Raw genomic sequence first — 23794 nt, forward strand, 5'->3', positions numbered from 1 at the left:
AAGGCGCAGGGTCCCAAAGCCTTCCGACATTTACTCTTTGGCGAGCCAGGAACAGACGCCGGTGAGACTTACCAATGAGCGGCGATACGTGCTTGAGCAATGCGTGAGGAACGTCCTGCGTTCCCGCCAGGTGAGCGGCGGCAAGGCTGGCTCCGAAGCAATTAAAGCTGTACGACGTCTCTCTACGAATGTGCTCTCGACTATTAATGCGAGCTCTAGAACTGCCAGTGAGAGGACTATGCAGGCGCGGTTTGGCGGCAAATAGGATCTCGGAGCCGGCAAAAACCGATCCTGCTCACCAATCTGACGAGAGGTAGCAACGTCGCCCGATTTCGCGTCTCCTCTGTTCCGGAGCACCGAGCGAGATCGAAGCGGCGTATTCACGTTAACAGCTGACGGGGAAGATGAAGCCAACATGCACGATAGCACCTCCACACACGTGCCGCTATGGTCCTGGATCATTCCGCTCCTCGGTGGCGTGATTGCGGCTCTCGCACTAGCGCACCTGCTGCCCGAAGGCTCTGTCCTGATACTGCTGACGTCGGCGGCCCTGCTTGCAGGTGCTGTTTTTGCAGCGGTGCATCACGCCGAAGTTCTTGCCGAGCGGGTGGGTGAGCCTTTTGGAGCGATCCTCCTCGCTATCTGCGTGACAATCATCGAAGTGGCGGTCATCGTCTCCATAATGTTATCTGGCGCAGAGGGAAACGAAGAGGTCGCGAGAGATACGGTTTTTTCCGCGTTGATGATTGTGCTCAACGGAGTCATCGGACTTTGTCTAGTGGTTGGCGGCCGACGCCACCACGAGCAGTCGTTTCAGTTGAATGCGGCCTCGGCGGCACTGGCAGTGCTTGGCACACTCGCGACGCTGTCTCTCGTGCTGCCGAATTTCGTCATCGCGGGACAGCCCCAGCAGTTCGCTCGAATACAGCTTGCCATCATTGGACTTGTGTCGCTGGTCCTCTACGGCGTGTTTCTATACGTGCAGACGGTCCGCCATCGCGACTATTTCATGGATCACACGGGTGCCATCGATGACGGCAAGGCGCTTCCGGCCGAGCATGAACGCCCGAAGGGCAATATGCCGGTAACTGGAGGCCTGCTCGTGCTGGCCCTCGTGGCAGTCGTTTTGTTGGCCAAGCTGCTTTCTCATCCCCTCGACAGCGCAGTCGACGCGGTCGGGCTGCCACAAGCCGTGGTTGGCGTGGTCATCGCGGGTGTCGTTCTCCTGCCGGAGGGCATAGCCTCGATCAAAGCAGCATTGCTGAACCGCCTTCAAAACAGCGTAAATCTTGTTCTCGGGTCGGCCCTTGCAAGCATAGGTATGACAGTTCCGGTGGTCGCTGCGATCTCCGTCACACTCGGGCAGAACATTACGTTGGGGCTCCGCCCGGAGAACCTCGTAATGCTCGTCCTGACACTCTTTGTCAGCACGATCACCCTCGGCACCGGCAGAACCACCGTGCTCCAAGGTGCCGTTCACCTCTCGATATTTGTTGTTTTTCTCCTGCTTTCCGCCGTGCCCTAATTCGGGCGAATCGATTGTGGCCGATTGGCCCCTCGATCGTCCCGTAGCGTCGCCAACGATGGTCTGCACGGCCTGATGCTCGGTTGTTTCCATTGGCAGGGTTAGGGCCTCCGGGCCAGTCAGCAACAGGCGGAAGGCCAAATCAACCGCCTGAAGACAATCAAGCGTGCCCATGCCTTCGCCGGCGAGACGCGTGAGTGTGGCGACGTCGTCATCGATCAGCAACTCGGCGAGCCGGTCGAATGGAAGGACGGCGTCGAGTCCTTCGGCGCGCCCGCAGGATCACATCCTCGCCGATTGTCACAGGACAGTTTCCTTTTACCACATGAACGTCGTTCCGATTGGCGACTTCCTTCCTACCGTGATGCACGCGTATGCCAAAGCCGCAGCACGTAGATCGTCGACATTTCGTAATGGCCAACGAGAATTCGCCGAACCTCTCGTGGGTCGAATTCCTCCAGCCGTTCGCCGATGCGCGGTTGTTCGAGCAGGCGCGCAGGAGCGCTTGTCAACGATTGCACAGTGCGAGCAGCAGCTTGCCGATTTACCGATGCCAGGAAATCATGCAGGCGCCCTAGATCGGAGACTGCCGCGTCCACTCGAGCTTCATCACAGCGGCAAGGGTAGCGGCTTGTCGCTGTCAAGACTGTCGGCCCAGGCCTGAACGGCATGGTGCTCGATCACGCGGCCAGCGTCGACGTCGGCAAGCGCTTCCAGCGTCAAGCGTCGGCGCTCCTCTTCCTGATCGATCCAGGCGGTCAGCGCCTGCTTGACGATCCACCCGCGCGAGCGCTCAAGGCGGGCGGCGATCTGATCGACTTTCTCGGCGAGAGGCAGTGGCACGTGCGCGGTCAGCACCTTGGTTTCCATGTTTGGCTCCCATCGAGTCATTGTCAATCACCATGATTAATATTGATTATTGTTGGAGCAAAATCAAGGTTGGAGGCGCCAACGTGTCGAACATGAAGTCGATCTTCTCGGAATTGAGCGCACCCTCGTCATCAACGTCGTACTCTGCGTATCGCGAGACGACGAGGCTCCGCCGTCGCCTGAGGAGACGCTTCTTGATCTCGTCGAGGTGCCCTCGCCTCGCCAGTCAGGGTCGTCTCGCCGGTCCGCGACCGACGACGGCGGCGCTCAGGGTCGGACAGCACTTCCACCTTTGGGTTGTGACCAGTCAAAAGGGGCAGACTACTCATCACACTCAAAAAGTGAGAGATCGTGTCGTGGAATTTATGGGACCACTAGTACGGCCATATTCCCGATCGAGCTAGACGTGGTATTCTTCGGTCGCCCTTACTTTGCTAGTCACCTGGAACTAAAATTCACTACATTGTATGCTTGGCCTCTTCATTGGAGGTTGAGGCATGGCAAATGCGACTGGCCGACCAACGGGCCCCATTGGTTTTGAGCGAGGCGGAGCGGGAATATCTGGAGCGACAGGTGCGCAAGCATCGTGTTGCACGCTCCCTGTCGGAGCGGTGCCGGATCATTCTTCGCTGTGGCGAGGGAGTTCCGAGCAAGGTCGTTGCGGACGAGCTCGGCCTGCATGAACATACGGTTGGCAAATGGCGACGGCGCTTCCTCAAAGACCGACTCGATGGTCTGCTCGACGAAGTTCGCCCTGGTCGGCCCCGAACCATCGACGACGATCAGATTGCGGCTGTGATCGAGCGCACGCTGCGTTCAACGCCAAGCGATGCGACCCACATTGGTCGATCCGCTCGATGGCAGGGGCCACAGGCTTTTCGCACACGACCATCCGCCGGATATGGAACGCTTTCGGCCTGCAGCCGCATCGCACAGAGACGTTCAAGCTTTCCAGCGATCCTTTGTTCGTCGATAAGGTCCGCGACATCGTCGGTCTTTATCTGTCACCTCCCAATCGGGCGCTGGTTCTCAGCGTGGACGAGAAGAGCCAAATCCAGGCTCTCGACCGCGAGCAGCCAGTGTTGCCGATGATGCCTGGCGTGCCGGAACGGCGCACGCATTCCTATGTCCGACACGGCACAACCACGTTGTTTGCCGCTCTGGATGTCGCCTCCGGCTTTGTCATCGGCAAATGCTACAAGCGGCACCGTGCCACCGAATTCCTGGATTTCCTCAAGCAGATCGATGCGAGCGTACCGTCCGATTTGGACGTTCATATCGTGATGGACAACTATGCGACCCACAAAACTGCATCGGTCAAAAACTGGCTGATGCGACGGCCGCGCTACCACGTGCACTTCACCCCGACCTCGGCGTCATGGATCAATCAGGTCGAACGCTGGTTTGCAGGCGAATGTGCGCTCCACGACCCAGCGACGCGGCAGCACCTCGAAGCCCTTGGCCTTGTCTGTTCGCTTGACGATCTGCAGCGTGAACTTTGCGACGTTGCGCAATGCGGCCCGCAGTTTCGGACCGGCATAGCCGCCGTCAGCAAAGATATGCCTGAGCCACGGCCAGCGTCTGAGGACGGTTTTGAGCGCCGCTACGGCACCATCGCGGTCTTGAATGTCAGCACTGTGAACGACGAGCCCCACCATCAAGCCGAGCGTGTCAACAACGATATGACGCTTGCGACCTTTGATCTTCTTGCCCGCGTCATAGCCCGCGATCCCCCCGCTTTCAGTCGTTTTGACGCTCTGACTGTCGATCACGCCTGCCGTCGGTGAGGCTTCCTTTCCTTCCAGCTCTCGCGTCTCCATAACGAGATGATAGTTGATCCGCAGCCACAAGCCAGTCGACCGCCACTCGTAGAAATAACCCTGCACGGTTGAATAAGGTGGAAAATCCTTTGGTAGCATCCGCCATTGGCAACCAGTCGACGCGATATAAAGCAGTGCGTTCAGAACCTCGCGCAATTCCGTCTTGCGCGGTCGACCGAGCCTGCGGGGCATCGGCATAAACGGAGCAATCAGCGACCACTCCCTGTCCGTCAGATCACTTGCATAACGCCCCGTCCGTCGGCCATATTGGCGACGGGTGAAATCAGTCCAGCCCATTGCGGTCTCGATCGAATCCTAAGCAAATCCGAAGGAATCACAACTGGCTGATTTCATTCAACTCTTTTTCGGTCAGGCTCTTACAGGTGGACGAAATCCGCAGACGACATCCTGGCCTCCGTCAAACGTTTCTGCCAGAAAGTCCAGGACTTATGACACGAATTTCGGATTCGGATGACTAGGGCGTCGATTCATACACTTTGATATCCTCGCGGCGATGAGCTTTGGCGGCGAGGTAGTTTCCGGGCGCTTATCGTATCGGCTTGCGATGCCTCGGAACTGTTTGATCCTATTGAAGAAGCGCTCCACGAGGTTCCGCTGCCGATAGAACCAGGTGGCCCAGGCCTTTCGCTCGGCGGCCTTGGCCCGGATGGCATTACTGTCATAGCCCGTATCCGCCAGCAGGATATCTTCCTCGCCGAGCTCGTCCGTCAGTGCGTCAGCTGCTAAAGTGTACCTGAAACCGCCGGAGCCGACAATGCGCCAAGAACGCACCGTCCAGGGCAGCATATTCGATCTTTTCGCCGAGCACGAGATCGGTCGTGAGTTGGAGGCGATGTCGCAGTGGCTGGACGCCCATCGCGATCTTTTGAATTTGGTGACGTCCGATCTGCGCCGACAGGGGGTCACGGAAACTGGCCGGCAGGGTTTGCCGTCGGAGGCGGTGCTGCGCTGTGCCCTCCTCAAACAGTACCGCCAGTTGAGCTACGAGGAGTTGGCGTTTCATCTGGAAGATTCCGCCTCGTTCCGGGCCTTTGCCCGGCTGCCATGGGGATGGAGCCCGAAAAAGTCGGTCTTGCACAAGACGATCAGCGCGATCCGGGCGGACACCTGGGAAGCGGTCAACAAAATGCTGCTGGCCAGCGCCCGGCAAGAAAGGTTGGAAAGCGGCAGGGTCGTGCGTGTGGACAGCACCGTCACGGCGGCGCTGATCCACGAACCAAGCGACAGCAGTCTTTTGTGGGACTGCGTGCGGGTGATGGTTCGTCTTCTGCAGCAGGCGGATTCGCTGGGCAGCACCATTCCCTGGCACGATCACTGCCGCGCGGCGAAGAAGCGGGCTCGGGTGATCGAGTATACCCGCGGTCGCCCGAAACGGGTTCAGCACTACCGCGCTCTGCTCAGGATCGCCCGGAACACCCTGGATTATCTGCAGCAGGCGGCGGCACAGTTGCCGCTGGCGGCGGGCCCGGCGGGCAAACTCTGGCAGGCCCAGGTTCGCCACTATCAGCCACTGATCACGCAGATCATCGCCCAGACGGAGCGGCGGGTGCTAGCCGGCGAAGCAGTGCCGGCCGGCGAGAAGCTTGTCAGCCTGTTCGAACCGCATGCCGACATCATCGTCAAGGGCAGCCGCGACGTCGATTACGGACATAAGCTCAATCTGACCACCGGCAGGAGCGGACTGATCCTCGATCTCGTCATCGAAGCCGGCAATCCAGCCGACAGCGAGCGGCTCTTGCCCCTACTGGAGCGCCACATCGCCTTCTATGGCGAGGCGCCGCGGCAGGCGGCCGCCGACGGCGGCTATGCAAGCCGTGAAAACCTGCGCCAAGCCAAGGCCTGGGGTGTACGCGACATGGCCTTCCATAAGAAGAGCGGCCTCAGGATCGAAGACATGGTCAGGAGCCGCTGGGTGTATCGAAAGCTCAGAAACTTCCGGGCCGGCATCGAGGCCGGCATCTCCTGCCTGAAGCGGACCTATGGCCTGGCCCGCTGCACCTGGCGCGGGCTTGACCACTTCAAGACCTACGTCTGGTCCTCGGTGGTTGCCTACAATCTCGCCCTCTTCGCCCGTCTCAGGCCGACCTAACGCCGGTCATCGCGCCGCGTTCCGGAACACGCCGCGAGCGCCGGCCGATGCCACACGACCCTATCGCCGCCAAATCGCCCTTCGATCACAACCTGCAAGCCCTGTGCCATCACGCCTCGCGAATAAAGACCGCTTCAGCGAGCAAAACACTTCTAAAACCCTGAAAAACAGGCGTTGGCGAGTAGCGGAGGCGCATTCGCGCCTCCGCTCTCTCAGAACCGTGCGTGAACCTCTCAGTTCACACGGCTCCCATCAGGCAAACGTGCCGATCAGACCGAGTTGCCAGTGCACAAAGAGATCGGTGCGCTGCTCGACGAGCCGTTGTAAGAACCGACTTGCCCGAGCCTTACCCCTGCCAAAGCGCTTGAACTTCCGCCTTGCCCACGCAAGCATCGTCTGATTGACGTAGCGAAGTATGGGCTGCAGCCCCGTTGGCGCGTACCGTCCATAATAGCTGATCCACCCCCTGAGGAGCGGATTGATCAGCCGGGCGATGTCGTTCAACGAGAGCTGCGTCTGTCGGCGGATGTGCAAGTCCCTGATCTTTTCCCGCATCGCTTTCAGCGCCGAGGAACTGACCGCTGGTGTGAAGCCGCAAAACAGTCGCCCGCTTTGCGTTCCCCATACCGCGCGCGGTCGGAAGCAATATCCGAGGAAGTCGAACGTCACATTCGGATGTTGCCCTCTGCGTTTGGAGTCTCTGCAGTAAACGATCTTGGTTTTGGTGGGATGCATCTCCAGTTGGCACTCCGCCAGCCTCGCCTGAAGTGCGGCCTTGACGGCCTCCGCTTCCTGCTCGCTCCGGCAGTGCACCAAACCGTCATCCGCATACCGACACCATGGGAGGTCGGGATGTGTCCGGTCCATCCACAAGTCAAATGCGTAGTGCAGGAACAGATTTGAAAGAATCGGACTAATCACGCCCCCTTGCGGGGTGCCGCAATCACGCTCTATTCTTTGTTCATCTTGTTCCATGGGCGCCGTCAGCCATCTTTCGATGTAGAGCAACGCCCATTTGCACTTTACATGCTTGCGGACAGCCTTGAGCAATAGTTCGTGGGAGATGTTGTCGAACAGACCCTTGATGTCGAACTCTAAAACCCAATCATATTTCCAGCACCGCTGACGCGTGATCCCCACGGCATCGAGCGCCGATTTGTTCGGCCTGTAGCCGTAGGAATCTTTCAGGAAGATCTGATCGAGTTCCGGTTCGATGAGCTGCTTGACCACCATCTGCGCGATCCTATCGCTCACGGTGGGCACACCCAAAATCCGCTGGCCCCCAGTCTTTTTGGGAATGGGGACGGCTCGCACCGGTGGCGGAAAGTAGCTTCCCGAACTCATCCTATTCCAGATCTTGTAGAGATTACCCTTCAAGTCGGCTTCGAACTGCTCGATCGTCTGCCCGTCCACACCGGCCGCACCACCATTGGATTTGACCGCTTTATAAGCTTCGTACACCAGCCGCTTATCGATCCTAAACGGCTTGTCTGTCGTATCCGCCGACGTCATCCTGTTTCCAGTTGTTTCGAAAATACGACCACCTGACCCGACCCCTTCGCTCCAGCCCCATTACAGGGCCTTCAACGCTAATACGGGTCGATCCGTCCCAGCTTCCTGCATCGGTACTCTCGCCTCGCGGTGATGTGCCGCTTGTGCTTCTCCCTTGGCATCAGAAAGCTGGTTCCTGCAGTTCCACGCAAAAGCCTGCATCCGTCTCATGCCCCCTATACGCCGTCCACTGTCCGCCCAGTCATCAGGCTCCCGACGGACTTGTCCCGAGAGATCCATACACCCTCGGTTTTAGTGGTGGTAAAGAGTTCTAACGACGCGTCATCGAAGGGTTTGCTTGCGCTCATCTTCCGGATGCCTACCTGCCCCGGATCATGTCCGCGGCTTTTGACCCAACGCTCACCACCATGGCTCTTCTACCACAGCAGCTTGGGCTGGTTTGAGACCCGCTCCTGAAAGCCGATCCCGAGGGGCCTACCCTCATCTTTCACGCAGCTTCTCAGCATGTTGTCAGTTCGCCATCGAACCTCCTTCTGCTTGCTGCAGCACACTATGGACGGGCACTAGTCTAGAGCGGATCGCCGCCGAGCCGCCTGATGGCCACCCATCACCCATATTTTCACCATCAATCATGTCGCCGAAATGCTCGGCGAAGACCGAGAACTCCTCGAGGCGATCGACAGCAACTCTGACAGTTTGACCTATGGAAGTATGGAAGTATCTTCAGCGTCGTACATGGTGACGATGAGACAATCACCGCACTGACCGACGATGGCATCGATGAGCTGAGGCAAATGCTTGCCGATGCGCGCCGTTCACCTTAAGCTTGGAACGACTTCCTCGACTACGAAGAAGTCATCGCTTGCGTCAAGGCGAAATCTCCGCGGTAACAATCGGCCGGTTACCATATTAGCGGCTTGCCAAGAGTTCACGCCGACTAGTTACTTCGAGGCCTTGGCTCTATGTTTCAGTGTCATGGCGCTCCGATGGCCTTTTCCGACAAGCATTCGGTCTTTCGCGTGGCGAAGAAGGACGCCACGCGCCGCCAGGGCATGACCCCAGTACAACCGTGCGCTTTTGGAGCGAAACATCGAGATCACATGCGATCTCAGCGTTCGTACGACGGAGGCACCCCATCGCGTGGTCATTTGTAGCTCTCGCAAATTGCCAGAGTACGATCTCAGAAGTGTCCGCTTCGTAGCCCCGCGTCCGCCATGGCGTTGGGCTCCTTCAAGAGCTCAGCCGTTCGTACACATCGAGCGCAGCGCTGTGGGTCGGCTCATTTGCTAGGCCTCTTAGATTGGGATTTCGCCTTACCTGCAGTCGTCGAGCGCGAAGCCTGCGACACATAGATCGGGGGACGACCCCAAACCTCCGATATGATATCCATCACCTCGGCATTGACGGAATTCAGCGTTTCCATCGCTTGCTCGTATGCCGATCGGCCTACCGCTCCCGCTGATAGCTCATACAGCGATCGATTCTTGAGCCCCGCGTATCCTATCGCATCCGATTCCCAGACGATGGCAGTCAAGAGATCATCACCCAGGGAGCCCCGCAGCAGGGCGATCGTCTCCTGCTCTGCGACGTCACGCGGGTCGTGCCTTGTCACCAAGAATTTGAAAAAATCATAATCTTCGGACTTCCCAGCTTCTTCGATCCTGCGGACGTATTCCGAGAAAATGCTGAGGGACATGGCCGTTGACGCGACATCATCCAATTGCGGGTGGACTGTAACCAGCACGCCGGTCGCTGCTTCAAGCGCAACCGGGCCTAAGCCGTCGCGTACAGGTGCACCGGCAATAACGACGACATCGTAATTGCCCTCGACTTCCTCGATCGCAGACACCAGTCTCGAGTTAGCATCTGGGTTCCTCGAGGCCCCGCTGAGGTAGCGCCGCAAGCGTTCCTCCTCGAACCGGCGGAGCTCGATACTGCCCGGCACGATATCAAGACCATCAAAATGCGTCGGTCGGATTACAGTCCTAATACTGGCCCGATCGTCATCACAGCGTAACGCGGCATATATGCTTTTATTGTAGACCGGCGTCGTACTGGCGGTGTAACCGAACATTCCCGAGAATGAGCCTCGCCTATCAAGATCTACAGCGAGAACACGGAATCCTTGAAGTGCAAGGCCCTGAACCAGATAGAATGCTGTAGTGGTACTTGCGGAGCCGCCTACTGAGATAATCTGTAGTTTCTCACCCTCGCGCCTCCGCGGGTAAAACTTTAAAGCATCTTTCGGACGGGCCGAAGCGAGATAAGCACGAAGTTCGTTGATTTGTCGAAGCGTATAGGAGCGTCGCCCTGCGGTCCCTAGCTCCGGTGTTGGCCCCAGACCATCAATTGACAACTGGCGCAGATAACTGTGCGACACACCGAGGATCTCGGCGACCTCGCCCAAGGAGAAGGAGCGCAAGGTCATGGGGTCTGGAAATGGAAAGTCGATAGCTACGCCAGAGGCGCGTACGCGATCGAAGAGTTCTTTGGCCCGACGCCGGATGCGTTCCGACGTTCTCTCCTTTTCATGCGGCGGACTAACAGTTTGTGGCATAACGGGTCCCGCGAAGGCTATTCTCCAGCATGTAGGTTTATTGCCACGGCCCTTCTTGCACGTCTGAAAACGCCGCGCAAGTCGCAACCGGATAGATTGTGGCGGGTCCACCGCACAATCTAGTCCGATCAGCGCGCGCTCGATCTTCCCTAGGGTTGATTTGCGCATGTACGAAGCCAGTTTCCCGCTGCGCCCCGTGGAACATTTCTGCCGGTATGAGTGAGTGTGTCACAGCCCGAGCGTTGACATCTATTGGGGCCCGACCCGCAGCTTGTTATGCGGCGAGTAGATAAGAGTTCCTTTTTCGCGCGCTACTCACACCATTGCAGCATCCCGCGGACGAAAGCAGAAGCTCGGCGCGACATCCCGCATGGGCGAATGAACCTTGAGCCGACTGGTGATCCTCGGTCCGAACGCGGCCGGTGCGCTGGGCAAAGCGTAAAAGCTCGACCGTGGACCATGGCTTGCGCGAATGCTGAACCGCAAACAACCCAGATTGGCGGCCCGGCCAACAAAGATGGGTTGCATCGTCCGGCGGAACGCATTGCAAGTCAGCAAGAGCGCCGGCCGCAACAGCGGCAAATGTGAGCCAGAGCCTCATATCGGTGGAAACCGCCGGGTCAGCTCTCAGCCTAAAGCTTCGACAATGTCTCCAACCAACTCTCTTTCGTATTCCCGGCACGACGATTGCCTTCCAGCACAAGCTTGGGAACAGTGCTAATCATTGCACTGAATTGCCGATCAACATTTGCGATCGCCGCATCGTTGTCTCGCTTATCAAGAAGCTCCAGAAGCTCGCTCATGTCATCTCTGATACATGAGAGACGCTCCGGCTGGTGCAAGTCCAACCAACGAATGTATCTCGTCCGAACGTTGTACTCATGCACGAGGTCCCGCATTATTCTGTTGTTCGAAGCCTTCGCGATACGTTCGTAAAAAGACTGTTGGAACTCCCTGATCAAGTCGTAGTCGGTCCAGCTGGGAAGAACTACAAACGTAGAGTGCTCATACAGGTTTTCTCTGAACACATGCTTGAGCACCATCATAATAAAATCAAGTTGATCCGACAGTTTCTGTGGATCAAGCTTCTTGGTGTAGTAGCCATTGTTGAATGAGCTCATGATGTATTCTTCTATTTCGAGCTGAATTAGTACCTCGCGCACAGGTACAACGCTAGTATTCATGACGTTGCTGATTGCAACAGCATCGAGTCGCGTACCGGGTGGAACCTCACAATTGACGATAAGCTTCTTGAGTGCTTTATATACTTTGCCGACCTTGGACTCGTCCCATCCTAGTTTATGTTCGTGGCGACTATACATGCCTTCTCCTCCGCGCATAGTTTCTGTTGTTCAAAGAAGTCTGGGGCTGCAGCCCGCTTCTGGCGCTGGCGTGTAATTTCTCCTCTGTCGCGTACCGCGGAATACTCGAGAAGTAACCGAACATGTCCGACAATTAGCCGTACGGATCGAGATCTCCGGCGGTGACGCGTAATTTTTTGCAGTGCGAAGGCTCTGAGAACGATGTGGTGGTGCGGAGCCGGAGGCTACGAGATGATCTGTGATTTCTTGGCCTCGCGCCGCCACGGGCAAAACTGCAAAGCCTTCTTCGCACGGGCCGAAGCGGAATAACGTTCGTTTGTGTCGCAAGACGCATCCTGACGGTGTTTGAGCTGCATGTTGATAAACATCCGTCACGATGTAGACTCGCTTCTCCGTGCCAGTCAACCGAAACTTACGGCTTTATCGGAGCGCCTTTCGTCAGCCTCATTGAACTCTTGTGTTTATTTCCCTCACAGTCAGCTGCGGAGTTGTCGCTTGGCACTTATATGTGAGAATGCGGCTGTTTCAGCCGAATGTGGCATTAAAGATGAGAATCCAACGGGTGGGATGCGCAAAATAACTGCACTGGGAAGACGCCACCGAACGGCATGTATGGGGCATGATCTCCTCAATAGCGCTGCTGAATCGCACTTGATTCTGACCCATCATTTTCGCACGCCTCATCATGAGCATCACTGGTCCAGCCCGCTCGAGATGGATACTCCGGCTAGCCGAGCTGATCGCAGATGCAGCGCCAGCATGGGATTTGCTGCAGTAGGTAGGCTCCTTAGTTCCGTGGCGACGGCGAGCGATTTCGGTCGGCGAAGTCCAGGTTCGGACGCCGCGCTCGGCCTCATCGTCGAGGAGCCGTTCTCCTATGAGCGCAGTCCCATGATAGCGGCCGAACAGGAGACGGGCGGTCATGCCTGCCTGGGTGCCGGAGCAGGCCACCACACAGCGGGCAGGTGATGCGCCAGCCGAGAAGCTGGCTGCGAAGGCCGGGTCCCGGTTCATGGTCACTCGGATGGCAGGCTGAGCGGGACTCTAGCGGTCTGGCTGCAATCAGGCGTCGCGATGCTCGCGCCACATTCGAAGAGGTCATGCGGCGCAGGGCGGCCGGTTCGGTCGAGAAGATGCCGGCCAGGCGCGTAACCTGAGCAGCGGTTAGGCTGCGATCGCCCGCGCGCAAAGACAACACCTGGGAAGACAATGCCGCAGCATACTAGAGCAGATCCTGTTCAATCCGGGTCATACCCGGCAGCCCTGAAGTAGTTGGCACACTCGTCAGGAGTGAAGCGGGGTATCAAGGCGCCGACTGCGTCCCACAGGGCATCGATCTTTCGCTCCGCGCGGCCTCGCAGCATGGCTTTCAGTTTCGAGAATGCATTCTCGATGGGATTGAAGTCTGGGCTATAGGGCGGGAGGAACATAAGCTTGGCCCCGGCGCGCTCGATGGCATCCCGCACACCGGATGTCTTGTGTGCTGGCAAGTTGTCCATGACTACGACGTCCCCGGCCTGAAGGGTCGGCAGAAGTACCTGTTCGACATAGGCCAGGAAGACGTTGCCGTTCATCGCGCCGTCGTAGACAAACGGTGCGGTCATTCCGGTTAGGCGCAAGGCGCCGGTGAAGGTCGTTGTCTTCCAGTGCCCGTGCGGTACGCCGGCCCGGCAACGTTCGCCTCGCAGTGCACGCCCGCGCAGACGTGCCATCTTCGTGGAAAGGCCGGTTTCATCGATGTAGATCAGCTTCTCCGGATCGAGATCGAGCTGACCATCAAACCAGACGCGCCGGCGCTTCAGGACATCCGGCCGGTCTTGCTCCAGTGCGTGTGCGGTCTTTTTTTAAAGGTCCATCCTCGGCCTCGAAGCCAGGCGCCAAGTGCGCTACGGCTGATCTTCACCTGCCGTTCGACGGACAAGCGCTGGACCATTTCATCGAGCGTCACGTCCTTCCGCTCTTCGATCAGGGCGACAACAAATTCCTCGTGTGCGTCTACCGCCGATGGCCGCCTCCAGCCCTGCGGCCGAGGGGTCAGCTCGCCCTCTTTCGCTCTCGCGATCCAGCGGATCGCTGTCGAGATCCCAACTCCGAACCGGGCTGCAGCCTGTCGAGCTGACATGCCCGCTGCAGACGCTTTCAAAACCCGTATTCGAAGATCGTCGCTCAGTGCCTGGCCCATCATCCACCTCTTCGCTGTGGATGTTGAATCAGCTTCGGCCTGCGTCGTCACTTCACAATCGATTCATCGATCGCAGCACGTGCTCTAAGTGGCGGGATCGCATCGAAGGAAGCATGCCGGCTGATCCAAGACGACAAGGAGCTCGTCGGCGTTCGGGCGCCAAGATTACCGGCAATTGCCGCGAGGATATACCCGCGTCATGCGAAGACTGCCTCGGCATCAAACTCCGGCTCCCACTTCTCGATCGGTTCGCTCGTAATCTGCTCGCGTCCAAGGGACATACCGAAAATACAGTAGCGAATTATAAAATTCTCAACAGAGGTGGCCCTTGTTAAGGAAATAATACAATATCCCAATATATATACTTGCGTCGGCTCATTTGTTTGCTCAAAACCATCCCGGCCAAATCAACCGTTTTGACGCGATTCTAGCCAAACCAATGAGGCACCAGGCGGGACTGCGGCAGGCGATGCCCTCCCTTCAATCCGAGTGTCTCGTCCTAGTAGGAGATCAAGCTATGTCACGCAAAGCACCTTTCACGAGCGATCCGATCTTGCAAATGAACTCGCTGGCGCCTGCGCTCGAAGTGCGGGACTGGGTACGTGGTGAGCCCCTTGCGAGCTTCCAGCCCGGCAGAGTGTACATCCTTGAAATTTTGTGCAACCTGGTGTGGATCTTGTGTGGGGGCGATGCTCACCCTGATAGAGCTGCAGGAGACTTACAAGGACAGTGGAGTTGAGGTCGTTGCAGTCGCGGCACACGAAAGCGCTGCATCCGCCGAAGAGGCCCGCAGCAAGCTTGACGCGTGGTTAAATGAGAGTTTCCCGAAGTTGAACTTTCTGGTCGCGTTCGACGACACAGGCGCAATGAACACTCTTTGGATGCAGCCGAGTTTTTCTGTCGGGATTCCGAAGGTGTTCGTGATCGGCCGAGACGCCACATCGCCTTTGTCGGTCGACCGGACAAATTGCACGACGTTCTGCCGCAAATTCTTGACGGCACCTGGCGCACCAGCGCTCAAGCGAAAGCCGCCGAAAGGGAGCGGATCGCCGAAGATGAGCCAAAAGCGCGCAAACAAGCGTTGAAGGAGCAGATCAGGGGCAAATTCAGGGAAGCGGAGGAGCTAGAGGATTGGAAAACGGCGCTTGCGACGATTAAAAAGGGCGTTGCCCTTTATCCGAATAACCTTTCTTTCCGCCAGGCGCATGTCATGCTGCATGCGGCGTTTTTCGAACTTTTCGACCCGGCGTATGACCACTCGAAATTTCCATCTGTCGAGCGCTTCGCCATGGGCAAGGAGCTCTCCGAACACATTCTGGCACTGTCTCGGCTGAAAGATGACTACAGCAAGGCGTGGTTTTATCGTATGGTCGCTGCGTACTATCATGCGAGTGGCAACAAAGACCGCGCAGTCGAGTTGCTCGAGCTGGCAGTGAAGTCGCTGGACGGGCCAAAGCCTATTTCCGAAGTTCTGAAAGACGGCTTTCTAGCCGATTTGCTGCAGACCCTAGCCAACTACAAGGGCGAGAAGGTTTGTTACGGCAATGTTTGTGTGGCTCCGGAGGAGATAGCTCCGGACGGTGTCACGCCGAAGGCGGGGAAGAAGAACCCGGCTGACAGAGGAGCTCTTGAATGACCTCTATTCCATTTGCATCAAGGTCGGCGTTGTTGTCGGCAAGATCCTCGAGAAGAACACCGACGACTTCGGCTACAACGCTCAGACCGGCGAATATGGCGACATGATCGCCATGGGCATCATCGACCCGGTCAAGGTCGTTCGCACCGCGCTCCAGGACGCAGCCTCGGTTGCTTCGCTGCTCATCACCACCGAAGCCATGATCGCCGAACTGCCGAAGAAGGACGCTCCGGCAATGCCTGGCGGCATGGGCGGAATGGGTGGAATGGGTGGAATGGACATGATGTGATAAGGCGACAGCCTTAGCACGATCCATCCGGATCTGAAGGGCGGCTCTCGAGCCGCCCTTTTTGTTACCCACAGAAGAAGCGACCGATCTCGTCGAGTCAGGACGATCCAACGTTGATCACCCGGTCTGCTGGCCACCTCGGACCGGGCCGATTGCTACCGCTGGAGACGCCTTGATGGGAGCGGTGAGTTCATAACGGAAGGCGTTAGCCAGATCGCCCTTGCCCGGAATACGGGACAGTTGCGCTTCAGCCCAGACGCGGAATGCTTCGACCATTGCTTTGCTGTGCTTCTGACGAGCAGCAAGGCGGATATCGCCAGGTTGGCCTGCAATGTCGCGCTCGATGTCGTAAAGCGCACCGATACGGTCGAGAGCCTCTCGCGCGAAGGAACATTGCGATCACAGCAATCATCTCGCTAAGCTCAGGTCGCTATCGGGAGGAAATCTCGTCGACGAGTTCGAAACGACGGTTTTTGACAAGGCTCGAACACTCTGAGGACTGTCGTCCTGAGCAAAGGCCGTTCACGAGCTCTGCCATGAGGTCGAGGATGTCCCGCGCCAGCATGGTCTTCCGCCGTTCGTGTGGCAATCCCTTTCTTGTTAATCAACCGCCGCGATTCCCGGCATGTATCACGTCAAATCCATCAGTCGGGAAAATAGATCAGAATATAGGTTCATATATAGTGAGATGTGCGGGGTATCGATGAAGTAGAGCGGTTGTATAACACTATATGGCAGAATATATTTCGAAATATCTAGAGTTACGCTTGTCTCAAGCATGCACTTCTATTAGAGCTCGTCTTACGTCATTCGCCGCCCACAGCGGGTGCCGGTCTTCCGCCCTTGCATCGCTTAGAGAGTGAAGTGCCACCATGTCCGAACGACCCTTACCGCGCCAACTGTCCGATCCACTGCGTGCGCTTCCCGTCCGGGGGAGAAGGCTGGTGGGTGACAGGCTAGGACGACGCCAAGGCGATACTGTCCGACGCGGCGTTCCGGCCCTCGGGAATGCCGCCAGCGGAAAGGGTTCTCACCGGGGACTGGAATTAAGGAACATTGCCCCTACCAGTCTCCAAACAGGTCTTCCGGCCACGGACAGCGTGTCCACCAAATCGTCTCGCTCCGCTTCCAACTGCGCCAAGAGGATACATGAGCAGCAACCAGAGCTTCACATCGGAATGTGATCGCGCCCCTCGCCTGAACGAGATGGCAGAATTCTTTTCTACAACAGCCGCAGGCAGATCAGGCGTTCCCCTAAAGATGCCCGACGTCGATCATCGCCTTTTCGAAGGCGACCCGGCTTTGGCAGAATTTATTGATGCTCACCGTCTCCTCTGGGGGAACTTTGATCCGCATTATTTCAGCAGTATCCCGTATCGCTTAGAGGAAGAAGCTAGGCTCGGCGATGCCATGTTCCGTTATGGAATGGCCACCGGGCGAGCCGACCGCCCCGCTACTTTCTATGTATTGGGTTCAGCGGAGGGCACATTTGCCAGAACGCTCGCTCAGGCGGGCCAAGGCTGCTTCCGTACACTTTCATGCAGCCCTAACAAAGAAAATAAGGAGAGTTTCTATTCACATGGCGCACCTGCGTTTGCAGAGTTCTTCCTAGGTCCGTTTCACCATCTGACCAATGAGCTAATTCGCACAAGCGATCGGTTGCGGCACTTCAGCGAAGGATTCGACATCATCCTGGAAGACACCACGTTCCAAATGTACTCACCGAACCGACCGGCCCAAATTGAATTCGTTAGAGGTCACCTCAAGGATGAGGGGATTATGATATTCGTTGAGAAGTTCAGTCATGACGACGCCAATGAATACTCGGCCCGAGAGTTGCAGAAAGATTACGGATACAAATCACGCTTCTTCACGAACCGAACTATTGAGAGAAAAAACTCAGAAGTTCTTAGCATAATGAACAAAAACGAAAACACCATATCAGAAATGGCCGAGGCGGTAGATCAGCATTTCCGTCATGCATACATCACATGGAATAGCGGCAACTTCTACACTATAACTGCGAGTAACAGTTCCGAAAATCTTTCCAGGTACATTTGCTCGATGGTCCCCCCCTGCATCCCCAACGAGTATGTATATACAGGAACGCCTCAATCGCTACTTAATCCCGTCATTCCGGATCTGCAATTTCGTGGTTACGGGAGAAATCCAGTATGACCTTCTCCGCTTGGATTTCGTTCGCTTTATTGACGGCAGTTCAGACCGCCAGCCCCGGCCCGGCGGTCTCACTCCTCATATCTACTGGTTTGCGGAGCGGCGTCTCCGGCGCGCTGGCTTTGCTACCCGGCATTTTGGTCGGCGTCGTAGTGCGCCTGTTTCGCCACCTGGAACGGCACGTCATGCGTCACCGACAACACTCGTCTGTCTAAAGACACAGTTCTTCGGTCGGACGAGAGCTGTGAGCGGCCCTTCATCACTCGCCAGGTCTCCTAATGTCCATCATTCATTACCCGACGCTACATGAAACCTCCGGCCTTCCGAGCCTGGCATTTACCTCTTCACCAAGGACCCGTGAGAGCTGGTACGAAATCGACTTGGGTGCGATCAGACACAACTACCGCCAATTGCGTGCTCATCTGCCCGACACTGTAAAAATCTTCGCCTGTTTGAAGCGCAACGGATACGGCTGTGGGGCAGGTCCTGTCGCTCACGCCTTGGCAGCAGAGGGCGCTGACGGCTTTGCCGTTGCCTCGTTGCCAGACGCCATAGCAATCCGGGAAACAGGCGTAGACCACCCGATTCTGCTCTATCCGGGGCCTCTGCCGGCATCGGCGCAGGCCGTAGAGTCTCTCGAGCTTACGGTCACTGTGTCCAGTCTCGACGAACTGGAACATTGGCGCGCGGCCTTGAGCACCACGCGGATCTTCGTCAAGGTTGATCTGGGCTTCTTCCGGGCGGGAGCTACGCCGCAGGAGATCGGCAGGATTTTGTCGGCCGCTTATGCCTACAACGATGTCGAACTACAGGGGCTCTACGCTCATTTGAGTGAATTGCCGACCTCATCATCCTCGGCCGCAGAAGAGCAATTTGCTCGTATGCAGCGCGTTCTGGCGCAGGCAGAGTCCGCAGGGACACGTCCTCCCTTAGTGATGATGTCAAGCACCGAGGGGGTGCTTCGCTATCCGCTCATGGATCTTGATGCCGTCGACCCCGGTGCCTTGTTCATCGGTCTACCAGAGACCGATCACCCCGCACGGCCCATAGCCTTGCGACCCGCCCTCAAAGCCATCTCGACGCCCCTCGTCGCAGTGAAGCGGATCGATGCTTCTCTTGGCCCGATCCCTGACATTCCAGGTTTTCGGCCAGGGATGACCATTGGCATCCTCGGCATGGGATGGGGCGACGGCCTTCCGCGCAAGGTTTCAAGCCAAGCGGCGGGCTTGGTGAGGGGGCAGCGCGCACGCCTACTACCTCCCGCCCACCTCGAACATCTGCGCATCGATCTGACGGACGTGCCTGATGCCCGATTTGGTGACCAAGTACTGCTGCTTGGGCAGCAAGGAAACGAGATCATCACACTAGAGGAAGTCGCGGCTCAATGGAGCACAGATGTCGTCGGACTCTACGCCCAGCTCCGCGACCATATCCCGCGTGTCTACTCCTGAGTTCAACACACACACAAGGGGAATTAGAAAATGAATGCCTTCAGAACCGCTCTCGCAGTCTTGCTTTCAACCGTTGTCGTTAGCCACGTCGACGCGGCTGATCGCAAGACTATCAAAATCGCTACCGAAGGGGCCTTTCCTCCTTGGAACGCGGTCGACGCCGATGGCAAAGCGATCGGCTTTGACATCGATGTGGGGCGGGAACTTTGCCGCATGCAAAACTGACTTGCGAGTTTGTCACCCAGGATTGGGACGGTATCATCCCTGCTCTCAACGTTGGGAAATATCATGCCATCATGGCTGGAATGTCGATCACCGAAAAGCTCAAACAGGTGATTGCATTTTCCCGACCTTACGCGCTGACCTCCAACTACTTCGTGATCAGAAAGGAGCTCGATGTACCGGTGATGGATGCAGACTCCAAGATCGATCTCTCCCGCAATGATGACGAAACCAAACAGATCCTGGCCTCATTGATTTCCAATTTGAAAGGGCATTCTATCGGCGTGCAGCGATCGACCAACGCTGAGGCCTTCATCCGCGAGTACTTCGGTGACTCCGTCGAAATTCGTAGTTACGACAACCAGGGTAACCTTAACTTGGACTTGGCATCAGGCCGGATCGACGGCGGGCTGGCTGATTACTCGGTTTGGAAAACATTCTTGGCGTCCGGTAAACCGGCCCTTCGCCCCCTTGTGGCGGCACCCAGTTGATGTTCTGGTTCGGGTCCTTGATGTCGCAGGTCTTGCAGTGGACGCAGTTCTGGGCGTTGATGACGAAGGTCGGCTGGCCGTCCTTTTCCACCCATTCGTAAACGCCGGCCGGACAGTGGCCGGCATAGACCTCGTATTCAGAGCGCTTCTGCAGGTCCCAGTCCTTCACCTGAAGATGCACCGGCTGGTCCTCCTCGTGATTGGTGTTCGACAGGAACACCGAGGAGAGCCGGTCGAAGGTCAGCACCCCGTCCGGCTTCGGGTAATCGATCTTCTGGTGCTTCGAGGCCGGCTCCAGCGATTGGGCGTCGGTCTTGCCGTGCTTCAGCGTCCCGAAAAAGGAAAAGCCGAAGAGCTGGTTCGTCCACATGTCGGGACCGCCCAGGGCCACGCCGACGGCGGTGCCGAAGCGCGACCACAGCGGCCCTCACCCTTTTCAGGTCCTGGCCGATTGCACTCTCGCGCCAGCCGCGCTCAATCTCGATCGGTTCGTCATTGGCGCGGCCGCTGGCGATCGCCTCCGCCAGTTCTCCGCGGCGAGGATGCCGGACAGTACCGCATTGTGGCTGCCCTTGATGCGCGGCACGTTACGAAGCCGGCCGAGCAGCCGATCAGCGCCCCGCCGGGGAAGGACAGCTTCGGCACCGACTGGTAGCCGCCCTCGGTGATGCCGCGGGCGCCGTAGCAGAGCCTTTTTCCACCCTCGAAAGTGCCGCGGATCGCCGGATGCGTCTTAAAGCGCTGGAATTCCTCGAACGGATAGAGATACGGGTTCTTGTAGTTGAGGTGGACGACGAAACCGACGGCAACCAGATTGTCCTCCAGGTGATAGAGGAAGGAGCCGCCACCGGTCTTCATTCCGAGCGGCCAGCCGAAGGAATGCTGCACGAGGCCGGCTTATGATTTCCGGTTTCACCTCCCGGAGCTCCTTCAGGCCGATGCCGAATTTCGGCACGCCGCGGCTCGCGTCGAGCTTGTATCTGGCGATCAGCTGCTTGGCGAGCGAGCCACGCACGCCCTCGCCGAAGACCTTCAAGCCGGTGCTGTCGACAACCAGATGGACCGGACCTGATGTTGTGGCTCGGGACTTTGTCGACGGCAACGCCAGCCCTTTGCTCCGGCGAGACATGGTGGAGAAGTCAGGCACCGCAATATCGAACCCCATCAGCGCCACGACACTGCGCATCAAGCCTTTGGTCTGGCGAAGCGCCAGCCCATAGACGACGCGCAGGGTCAAGCACAACGTAATCGCCAGATCCGAGTATTTCGGCTGACCACCCCGCGATGTCCGCCTCCGCGCCGTCCATAAAGACAGGGCCTCATCCTTCACCCAGATGGTCAAATCACCACGTTGACGCAGGCTTTCATTATATGCCGGCCAATTCGTCATTTGATATTTCTGCTTGGCAATCTTGTCCCGCCGATCGGCATTGAACTTGTGAGGCATCGTCGAAATCCGGATCAGGAGACTGAAAACAACTGCTCAATATCAGTCGCCGGGTGATCCACGCAACGACGCCATTTGCATGCATTCGTTAGTTATTTGGCCGTGATAATAGGCACATGTTTGGTATTCTCCCCAATCTTCGTGCGGTTCAAGTTCTGTATACGCGCACTCAATCTTCCCATTCTTATAAGCAAGGCATGCCCCCTTGTCCCTTGTCCTCAGCCGAAACCTGACTACTCGGTACGACGACGATCACGTCGCAGCAAGGATCATCCCCTTCCAGAAAGACGGGGATGCACTCGATGGATCGGGATGGCCGCGGTGGCGGTCTCTTTCGGTGAGGATCTCATGTAAGGATTCCTTTGCTCGTTTGTGAATTGTCCGCCATCGCATCCGTTTCGCGATCGTCAAGTCGAACCGAACTTGTATAGCGGCCAGAACTGACAATACCGACACGCCTGATGCCCTCCATTCCTTCAACGCTTCACCCATACCGGGAACGTCGGAGGAGACGCCAAGCAGCGCGCCCTTGTATCGCCCTGCCGCGATCTCGTAAATCTTCGTCTTTGCGCCGATCGGATGCCTCCCGCTCCCGCCGCAAGTGGCGCGGCTGTCAGCGACCATAAGCCCCGTCTTGCGCTCGTAGGGGATGCAAGTCATTGGACCAGCCCTCCCTTGACGCGCTTCGGGCGCATGATGGTGTTCGTACTGAGTGAGCTCAATCCTCGCTTTGAGCCGGCACCAGGTCCTGAGCTTGCGGCAGGTCCTCTGTAAGGTCGGTGTCTTCAGCGTCCAGTGTGGGGATGAGAGCCAAAAAATCGCGGACCATGAAGTTCGGGTCGGACAGCGAATGGCTCGCCTGGATTAGCCTGTCAATCTGGCTCCCCTCGATATCGGGGAAGGCGTAGGCAAGGCAGCGGCTGAACTTGTCTTCGAGTTCTTCTTGCGAAAGAGGATTTTGTGGATTGCCTTTGGGCTTGGAAACTTCCCCGATCGTGCGCGTGCCGTCGGCCCACGTGATGTTGACGATGATAAGGCCATGCGCGCCGAGTTCAGCGATCTCACAGGCAGGATCAACACGCGGATGAACCTTTTCACTCAGCTGCAATATTTCGGGCTGGGAAAGTGCATCCTCATCATAATCCTGGATGAAGACGATGCCATTTTGCAGTCCGACCGCTACGGTATATGCCATGCCGAAACGGGCTTCGACCGGTGTCCGAGGCCTCCATTTCTGATCTGCGGGGGCGCATACAAGATCGAAAATCTGCTGGTTCATTGCTATGTCGATACGCTCGACATCATCGGCGGAGATCGGGCGACCATCAGCAAGTTCGATAGCCAAAGCGGTGGCGGAGATGTTGGGGCGGCAGGTCGGATAGGGCTTGTAGGCAATGTCATCATCACCTGCGAAATGCTCGCCGAGCCGATCCAACAGCGTCTCGGGTCGGGAACCGGGCTCGAAGGCGGAGAAAAGTCCGTATCGACCCGTCAAAAACTGACGCGCGCCTGTAAATCCTTGTTCGGCCAGGAGCACGGCGCGGACGGCATTGGATGCAACCAGACCTTGCTGGTAGGAAACAGTGGGGGCGCCTTCCACCATGCACTGCGCCTCTCCAAGCGCGGACGTGTAGGCGATACCCATGGCGGCGTGGAGCTGCTCTTGCGAAAGTCCGCGCAATCGTGCTGCGGCGGCCGCTGCGGCAATAACCTTGCTGAGGTCATATCGGCCACTTTCGAGAAGCGTTTCCTTTCTTGATCGAGCCAATCGCGTTTGAAGATCTTGACCAATGGCCATAGCTGCCAGGAAATCACGGCCGAAGACCTTATCCGGGGACAAGGCAGCGATCGCGCAGATGACGGGAAAGATAGCGACGCTGGGATGTATGCCCAACGGGTCGACGACATCATCGAAATCCAGAACGCGCGCAGCCGCGCCATTGAGCAGAGCCGCATCTGCCGGCGGCAGCTGGATAGCGGTGCCAAGTACCGGGCACTCAGGCGGCCCCCAGGTCTTCATCGCCTTTTGCAGTAACCGAACTTCGGGGCGCGTTTGTCCCGCCAGCGTCACGCCAAGTATGTCGAGCACCGATTGGCGTGCGGTTCGCATCGCCTGATCCGAGATCGAAGCGGTGGGAAAACTATGCGCATATTGGGCAAGAGCTTCTTCTACAGACATGATAAA

General features: G+C 57.4%; 12 protein-coding genes and 12 pseudogenes. 11 read left to right on the forward strand and 13 right to left on the reverse strand.

What is annotated here, in order from left to right; all coding sequences use genetic code 11:
• Window positions 1-415: 415 nt before the first annotated feature.
• Entirely contained in the window at window positions 416-1525 is a 1110-nt protein-coding gene (locus JOH52_RS34760) for a calcium:cation antiporter (RefSeq protein WP_017266774.1), read from the forward strand.
• 48 nt (window positions 1526-1573) lie between these two features.
• On the opposite strand, the pseudogene JOH52_RS34765 reads toward JOH52_RS34760, so the two are convergent.
• The 3 genes and pseudogenes from JOH52_RS34765 to JOH52_RS34775 all read right to left on the reverse strand — a co-directional run.
• Window positions 1574-1648: pseudogene (locus JOH52_RS34765) on the reverse strand (UPF0149 family protein); the annotation flags it as partial.
• Window positions 1649-1881: 233 nt separating this feature from the next.
• A pseudogene (locus JOH52_RS34770) lies at window positions 1882-2135 on the reverse strand (type II toxin-antitoxin system RelE/ParE family toxin).
• Entirely contained in the window at window positions 2135-2395 is a 261-nt protein-coding gene (locus JOH52_RS34775; protein ID WP_017266772.1) for a CopG family ribbon-helix-helix protein, read from the reverse strand. Before JOH52_RS34775 ends, JOH52_RS34770 begins: the two are co-directional and overlap by 1 nt.
• Window positions 2396-2892: 497 nt before the next feature.
• Here JOH52_RS34775 and JOH52_RS34780 point away from each other — a divergent pair.
• A pseudogene (locus tag JOH52_RS34780) lies at window positions 2893-3804 on the forward strand (IS630 family transposase); the annotation flags it as partial.
• Here JOH52_RS34780 and JOH52_RS34785 read toward each other — a convergent pair.
• Together JOH52_RS34785 and JOH52_RS36795 are read right to left on the reverse strand one after the other, a co-directional pair.
• Window positions 3805-4512: pseudogene (locus JOH52_RS34785) on the reverse strand (IS5-like element ISRm15 family transposase); the annotation flags it as partial.
• Window positions 4513-4662: 150 nt separating this feature from the next.
• Window positions 4663-4995, reverse strand: a pseudogene (locus JOH52_RS36795) (hypothetical protein); the annotation flags it as partial.
• On the opposite strand from JOH52_RS36795, the gene JOH52_RS34795 reads away from it, so the two are divergent.
• Entirely contained in the window at window positions 4991-6325 is a 1335-nt protein-coding gene (locus JOH52_RS34795) for an ISNCY-like element ISRm17 family transposase (protein ID WP_010970069.1), read from the forward strand. The pseudogene JOH52_RS36795 and the gene JOH52_RS34795 overlap by 5 nt on opposite strands.
• Window positions 6326-6577: 252 nt before the next feature.
• Here JOH52_RS34795 and ltrA read toward each other — a convergent pair whose 3' ends face one another.
• Complete coding sequence (gene ltrA, locus JOH52_RS34800; protein WP_015241829.1) at window positions 6578-7837, reverse strand: group II intron reverse transcriptase/maturase; 1260 nt, start codon at window positions 7835-7837, stop codon at window positions 6578-6580.
• A 642-nt stretch (window positions 7838-8479) separates the two neighbouring features.
• On the opposite strand from ltrA, the pseudogene JOH52_RS35845 reads away from it, so the two are divergent.
• Together JOH52_RS35845 and JOH52_RS34805 are read left to right on the forward strand one after the other, a co-directional pair.
• Window positions 8480-8727, forward strand: a pseudogene (locus tag JOH52_RS35845) (hypothetical protein).
• Window positions 8728-8776: 49 nt separating this feature from the next.
• Window positions 8777-8941 (forward strand): annotated as a pseudogene (locus JOH52_RS34805) (ISNCY family transposase); the annotation flags it as partial.
• 175 nt (window positions 8942-9116) lie between these two features.
• Here the strand turns inward: JOH52_RS34805 and repA are convergent.
• The 3 genes from repA to JOH52_RS34820 form a co-directional block, all read right to left on the reverse strand.
• A complete protein-coding gene (repA, locus tag JOH52_RS34810; protein WP_209566101.1) occupies window positions 9117-10394 on the reverse strand; it encodes a plasmid partitioning protein RepA in 1278 nt (425 codons plus the stop codon).
• A 632-nt stretch (window positions 10395-11026) separates the two neighbouring features.
• Complete coding sequence (locus tag JOH52_RS34815) at window positions 11027-11716, reverse strand: GntR family transcriptional regulator (protein ID WP_017274628.1); 690 nt, start codon at window positions 11714-11716, stop codon at window positions 11027-11029.
• A gap of 1238 nt (window positions 11717-12954) precedes the next feature.
• Window positions 12955-13898, reverse strand: a protein-coding gene (locus JOH52_RS34820; RefSeq protein ID WP_234942955.1) for an IS630-like element ISRm10-1 family transposase whose coding sequence is annotated in 2 segments (ribosomal slippage) — window positions 12955-13562 and window positions 13562-13898 — 945 coding nt in all. Because the reading frame shifts where the segments join, the coding sequence is not laid out codon by codon here.
• Window positions 13899-14415: 517 nt separating this feature from the next.
• On the opposite strand from JOH52_RS34820, the pseudogene JOH52_RS34825 reads away from it, so the two are divergent.
• Both JOH52_RS34825 and JOH52_RS34830 read left to right on the forward strand, forming a co-directional pair.
• A pseudogene (locus JOH52_RS34825) lies at window positions 14416-15534 on the forward strand (TlpA family protein disulfide reductase).
• Window positions 15535-15553: 19 nt separating this feature from the next.
• A pseudogene (locus JOH52_RS34830) lies at window positions 15554-15823 on the forward strand (TCP-1/cpn60 chaperonin family protein); the annotation flags it as partial.
• A 183-nt stretch (window positions 15824-16006) separates the two neighbouring features.
• On the opposite strand, the pseudogene JOH52_RS34835 reads toward JOH52_RS34830, so the two are convergent.
• Window positions 16007-16210: pseudogene (locus tag JOH52_RS34835) on the reverse strand (IS66 family transposase); the annotation flags it as partial.
• A gap of 762 nt (window positions 16211-16972) precedes the next feature.
• On the opposite strand from JOH52_RS34835, the gene JOH52_RS34840 reads away from it, so the two are divergent.
• The 4 genes from JOH52_RS34840 to JOH52_RS34855 all read left to right on the forward strand — a co-directional run bounded on the left by JOH52_RS34840 (window position 16973) and on the right by JOH52_RS34855 (window position 20162).
• Window positions 16973-18001: a hypothetical protein gene (locus tag JOH52_RS34840; RefSeq protein WP_042709074.1), complete on the forward strand. Its 1029-nt coding sequence runs from the start codon at window positions 16973-16975 to the stop codon at window positions 17999-18001.
• 275 nt (window positions 18002-18276) lie between these two features.
• The gene (gene alr / locus JOH52_RS34845; protein ID WP_017274698.1) at window positions 18277-19449 is read left to right on the forward strand and encodes an alanine racemase; all 1173 of its coding nucleotides are present in this window, start codon (window positions 18277-18279) and stop codon (window positions 19447-19449) included.
• A 30-nt stretch (window positions 19450-19479) separates the two neighbouring features.
• A complete protein-coding gene (locus JOH52_RS36450; protein WP_017267116.1) occupies window positions 19480-19674 on the forward strand; it encodes a transporter substrate-binding domain-containing protein in 195 nt (64 codons plus the stop codon).
• Window positions 19656-20162 carry a transporter substrate-binding domain-containing protein gene (locus JOH52_RS34855; protein WP_080590469.1) on the forward strand — a complete coding sequence of 169 codons (507 nt, stop codon included), beginning with the start codon at window positions 19656-19658 and terminating at the stop codon, window positions 20160-20162. The genes JOH52_RS36450 and JOH52_RS34855 overlap by 19 nt, the downstream gene beginning before the upstream one ends.
• On the opposite strand, the pseudogene JOH52_RS34860 reads toward JOH52_RS34855, so the two are convergent.
• The 3 genes and pseudogenes from JOH52_RS34860 to JOH52_RS34870 form a co-directional block, all read right to left on the reverse strand.
• Window positions 20122-21192 (reverse strand): annotated as a pseudogene (locus tag JOH52_RS34860) (electron transfer flavoprotein-ubiquinone oxidoreductase); the annotation flags it as partial. The gene JOH52_RS34855 and the pseudogene JOH52_RS34860 overlap by 41 nt on opposite strands.
• Window positions 21193-21609 (reverse strand): annotated as a pseudogene (locus tag JOH52_RS34865) (transposase); the annotation flags it as partial.
• Window positions 21610-22327: 718 nt separating this feature from the next.
• Entirely contained in the window at window positions 22328-23788 is a 1461-nt protein-coding gene (locus JOH52_RS34870) for an MmgE/PrpD family protein (protein WP_017266999.1), read from the reverse strand.
• Between the last annotated feature and the right edge of the window lie 6 nt (window positions 23789-23794).

Origin of the sequence: Sinorhizobium meliloti (assembly GCF_017876815.1) — a bacterium.
GTDB lineage: Bacteria > Pseudomonadota > Alphaproteobacteria > Rhizobiales > Rhizobiaceae > Sinorhizobium > Sinorhizobium meliloti.

Coding starts and splice junctions, on each gene's coding strand:
- JOH52_RS34795 (WP_010970069.1), top strand. CDS start 4,991: ATGCGCCAAGAACGCACCGTCCAGGGCAGCATATTCGATCTTTTCGCC.
- JOH52_RS34870 (WP_017266999.1), bottom strand. CDS start 23,788: ATGTCTGTAGAAGAAGCTCTTGCCCAATATGCGCATAGTTTTCCCACC.
- alr (WP_017274698.1), top strand. CDS start 18,277: ATGTCCATCATTCATTACCCGACGCTACATGAAACCTCCGGCCTTCCG.
- JOH52_RS34760 (WP_017266774.1), top strand. CDS start 416: ATGCACGATAGCACCTCCACACACGTGCCGCTATGGTCCTGGATCATT.
- JOH52_RS34775 (WP_017266772.1), bottom strand. CDS start 2,395: ATGGAAACCAAGGTGCTGACCGCGCACGTGCCACTGCCTCTCGCCGAG.
- JOH52_RS36450 (WP_017267116.1), top strand. CDS start 19,480: ATGAATGCCTTCAGAACCGCTCTCGCAGTCTTGCTTTCAACCGTTGTC.
- repA (WP_209566101.1), bottom strand. CDS start 10,394: ATGCCACAAACTGTTAGTCCGCCGCATGAAAAGGAGAGAACGTCGGAA.
- JOH52_RS34840 (WP_042709074.1), top strand. CDS start 16,973: ATGAGCAGCAACCAGAGCTTCACATCGGAATGTGATCGCGCCCCTCGC.
- JOH52_RS34815 (WP_017274628.1), bottom strand. CDS start 11,716: ATGTATAGTCGCCACGAACATAAACTAGGATGGGACGAGTCCAAGGTC.
- ltrA (WP_015241829.1), bottom strand. CDS start 7,837: ATGACGTCGGCGGATACGACAGACAAGCCGTTTAGGATCGATAAGCGG.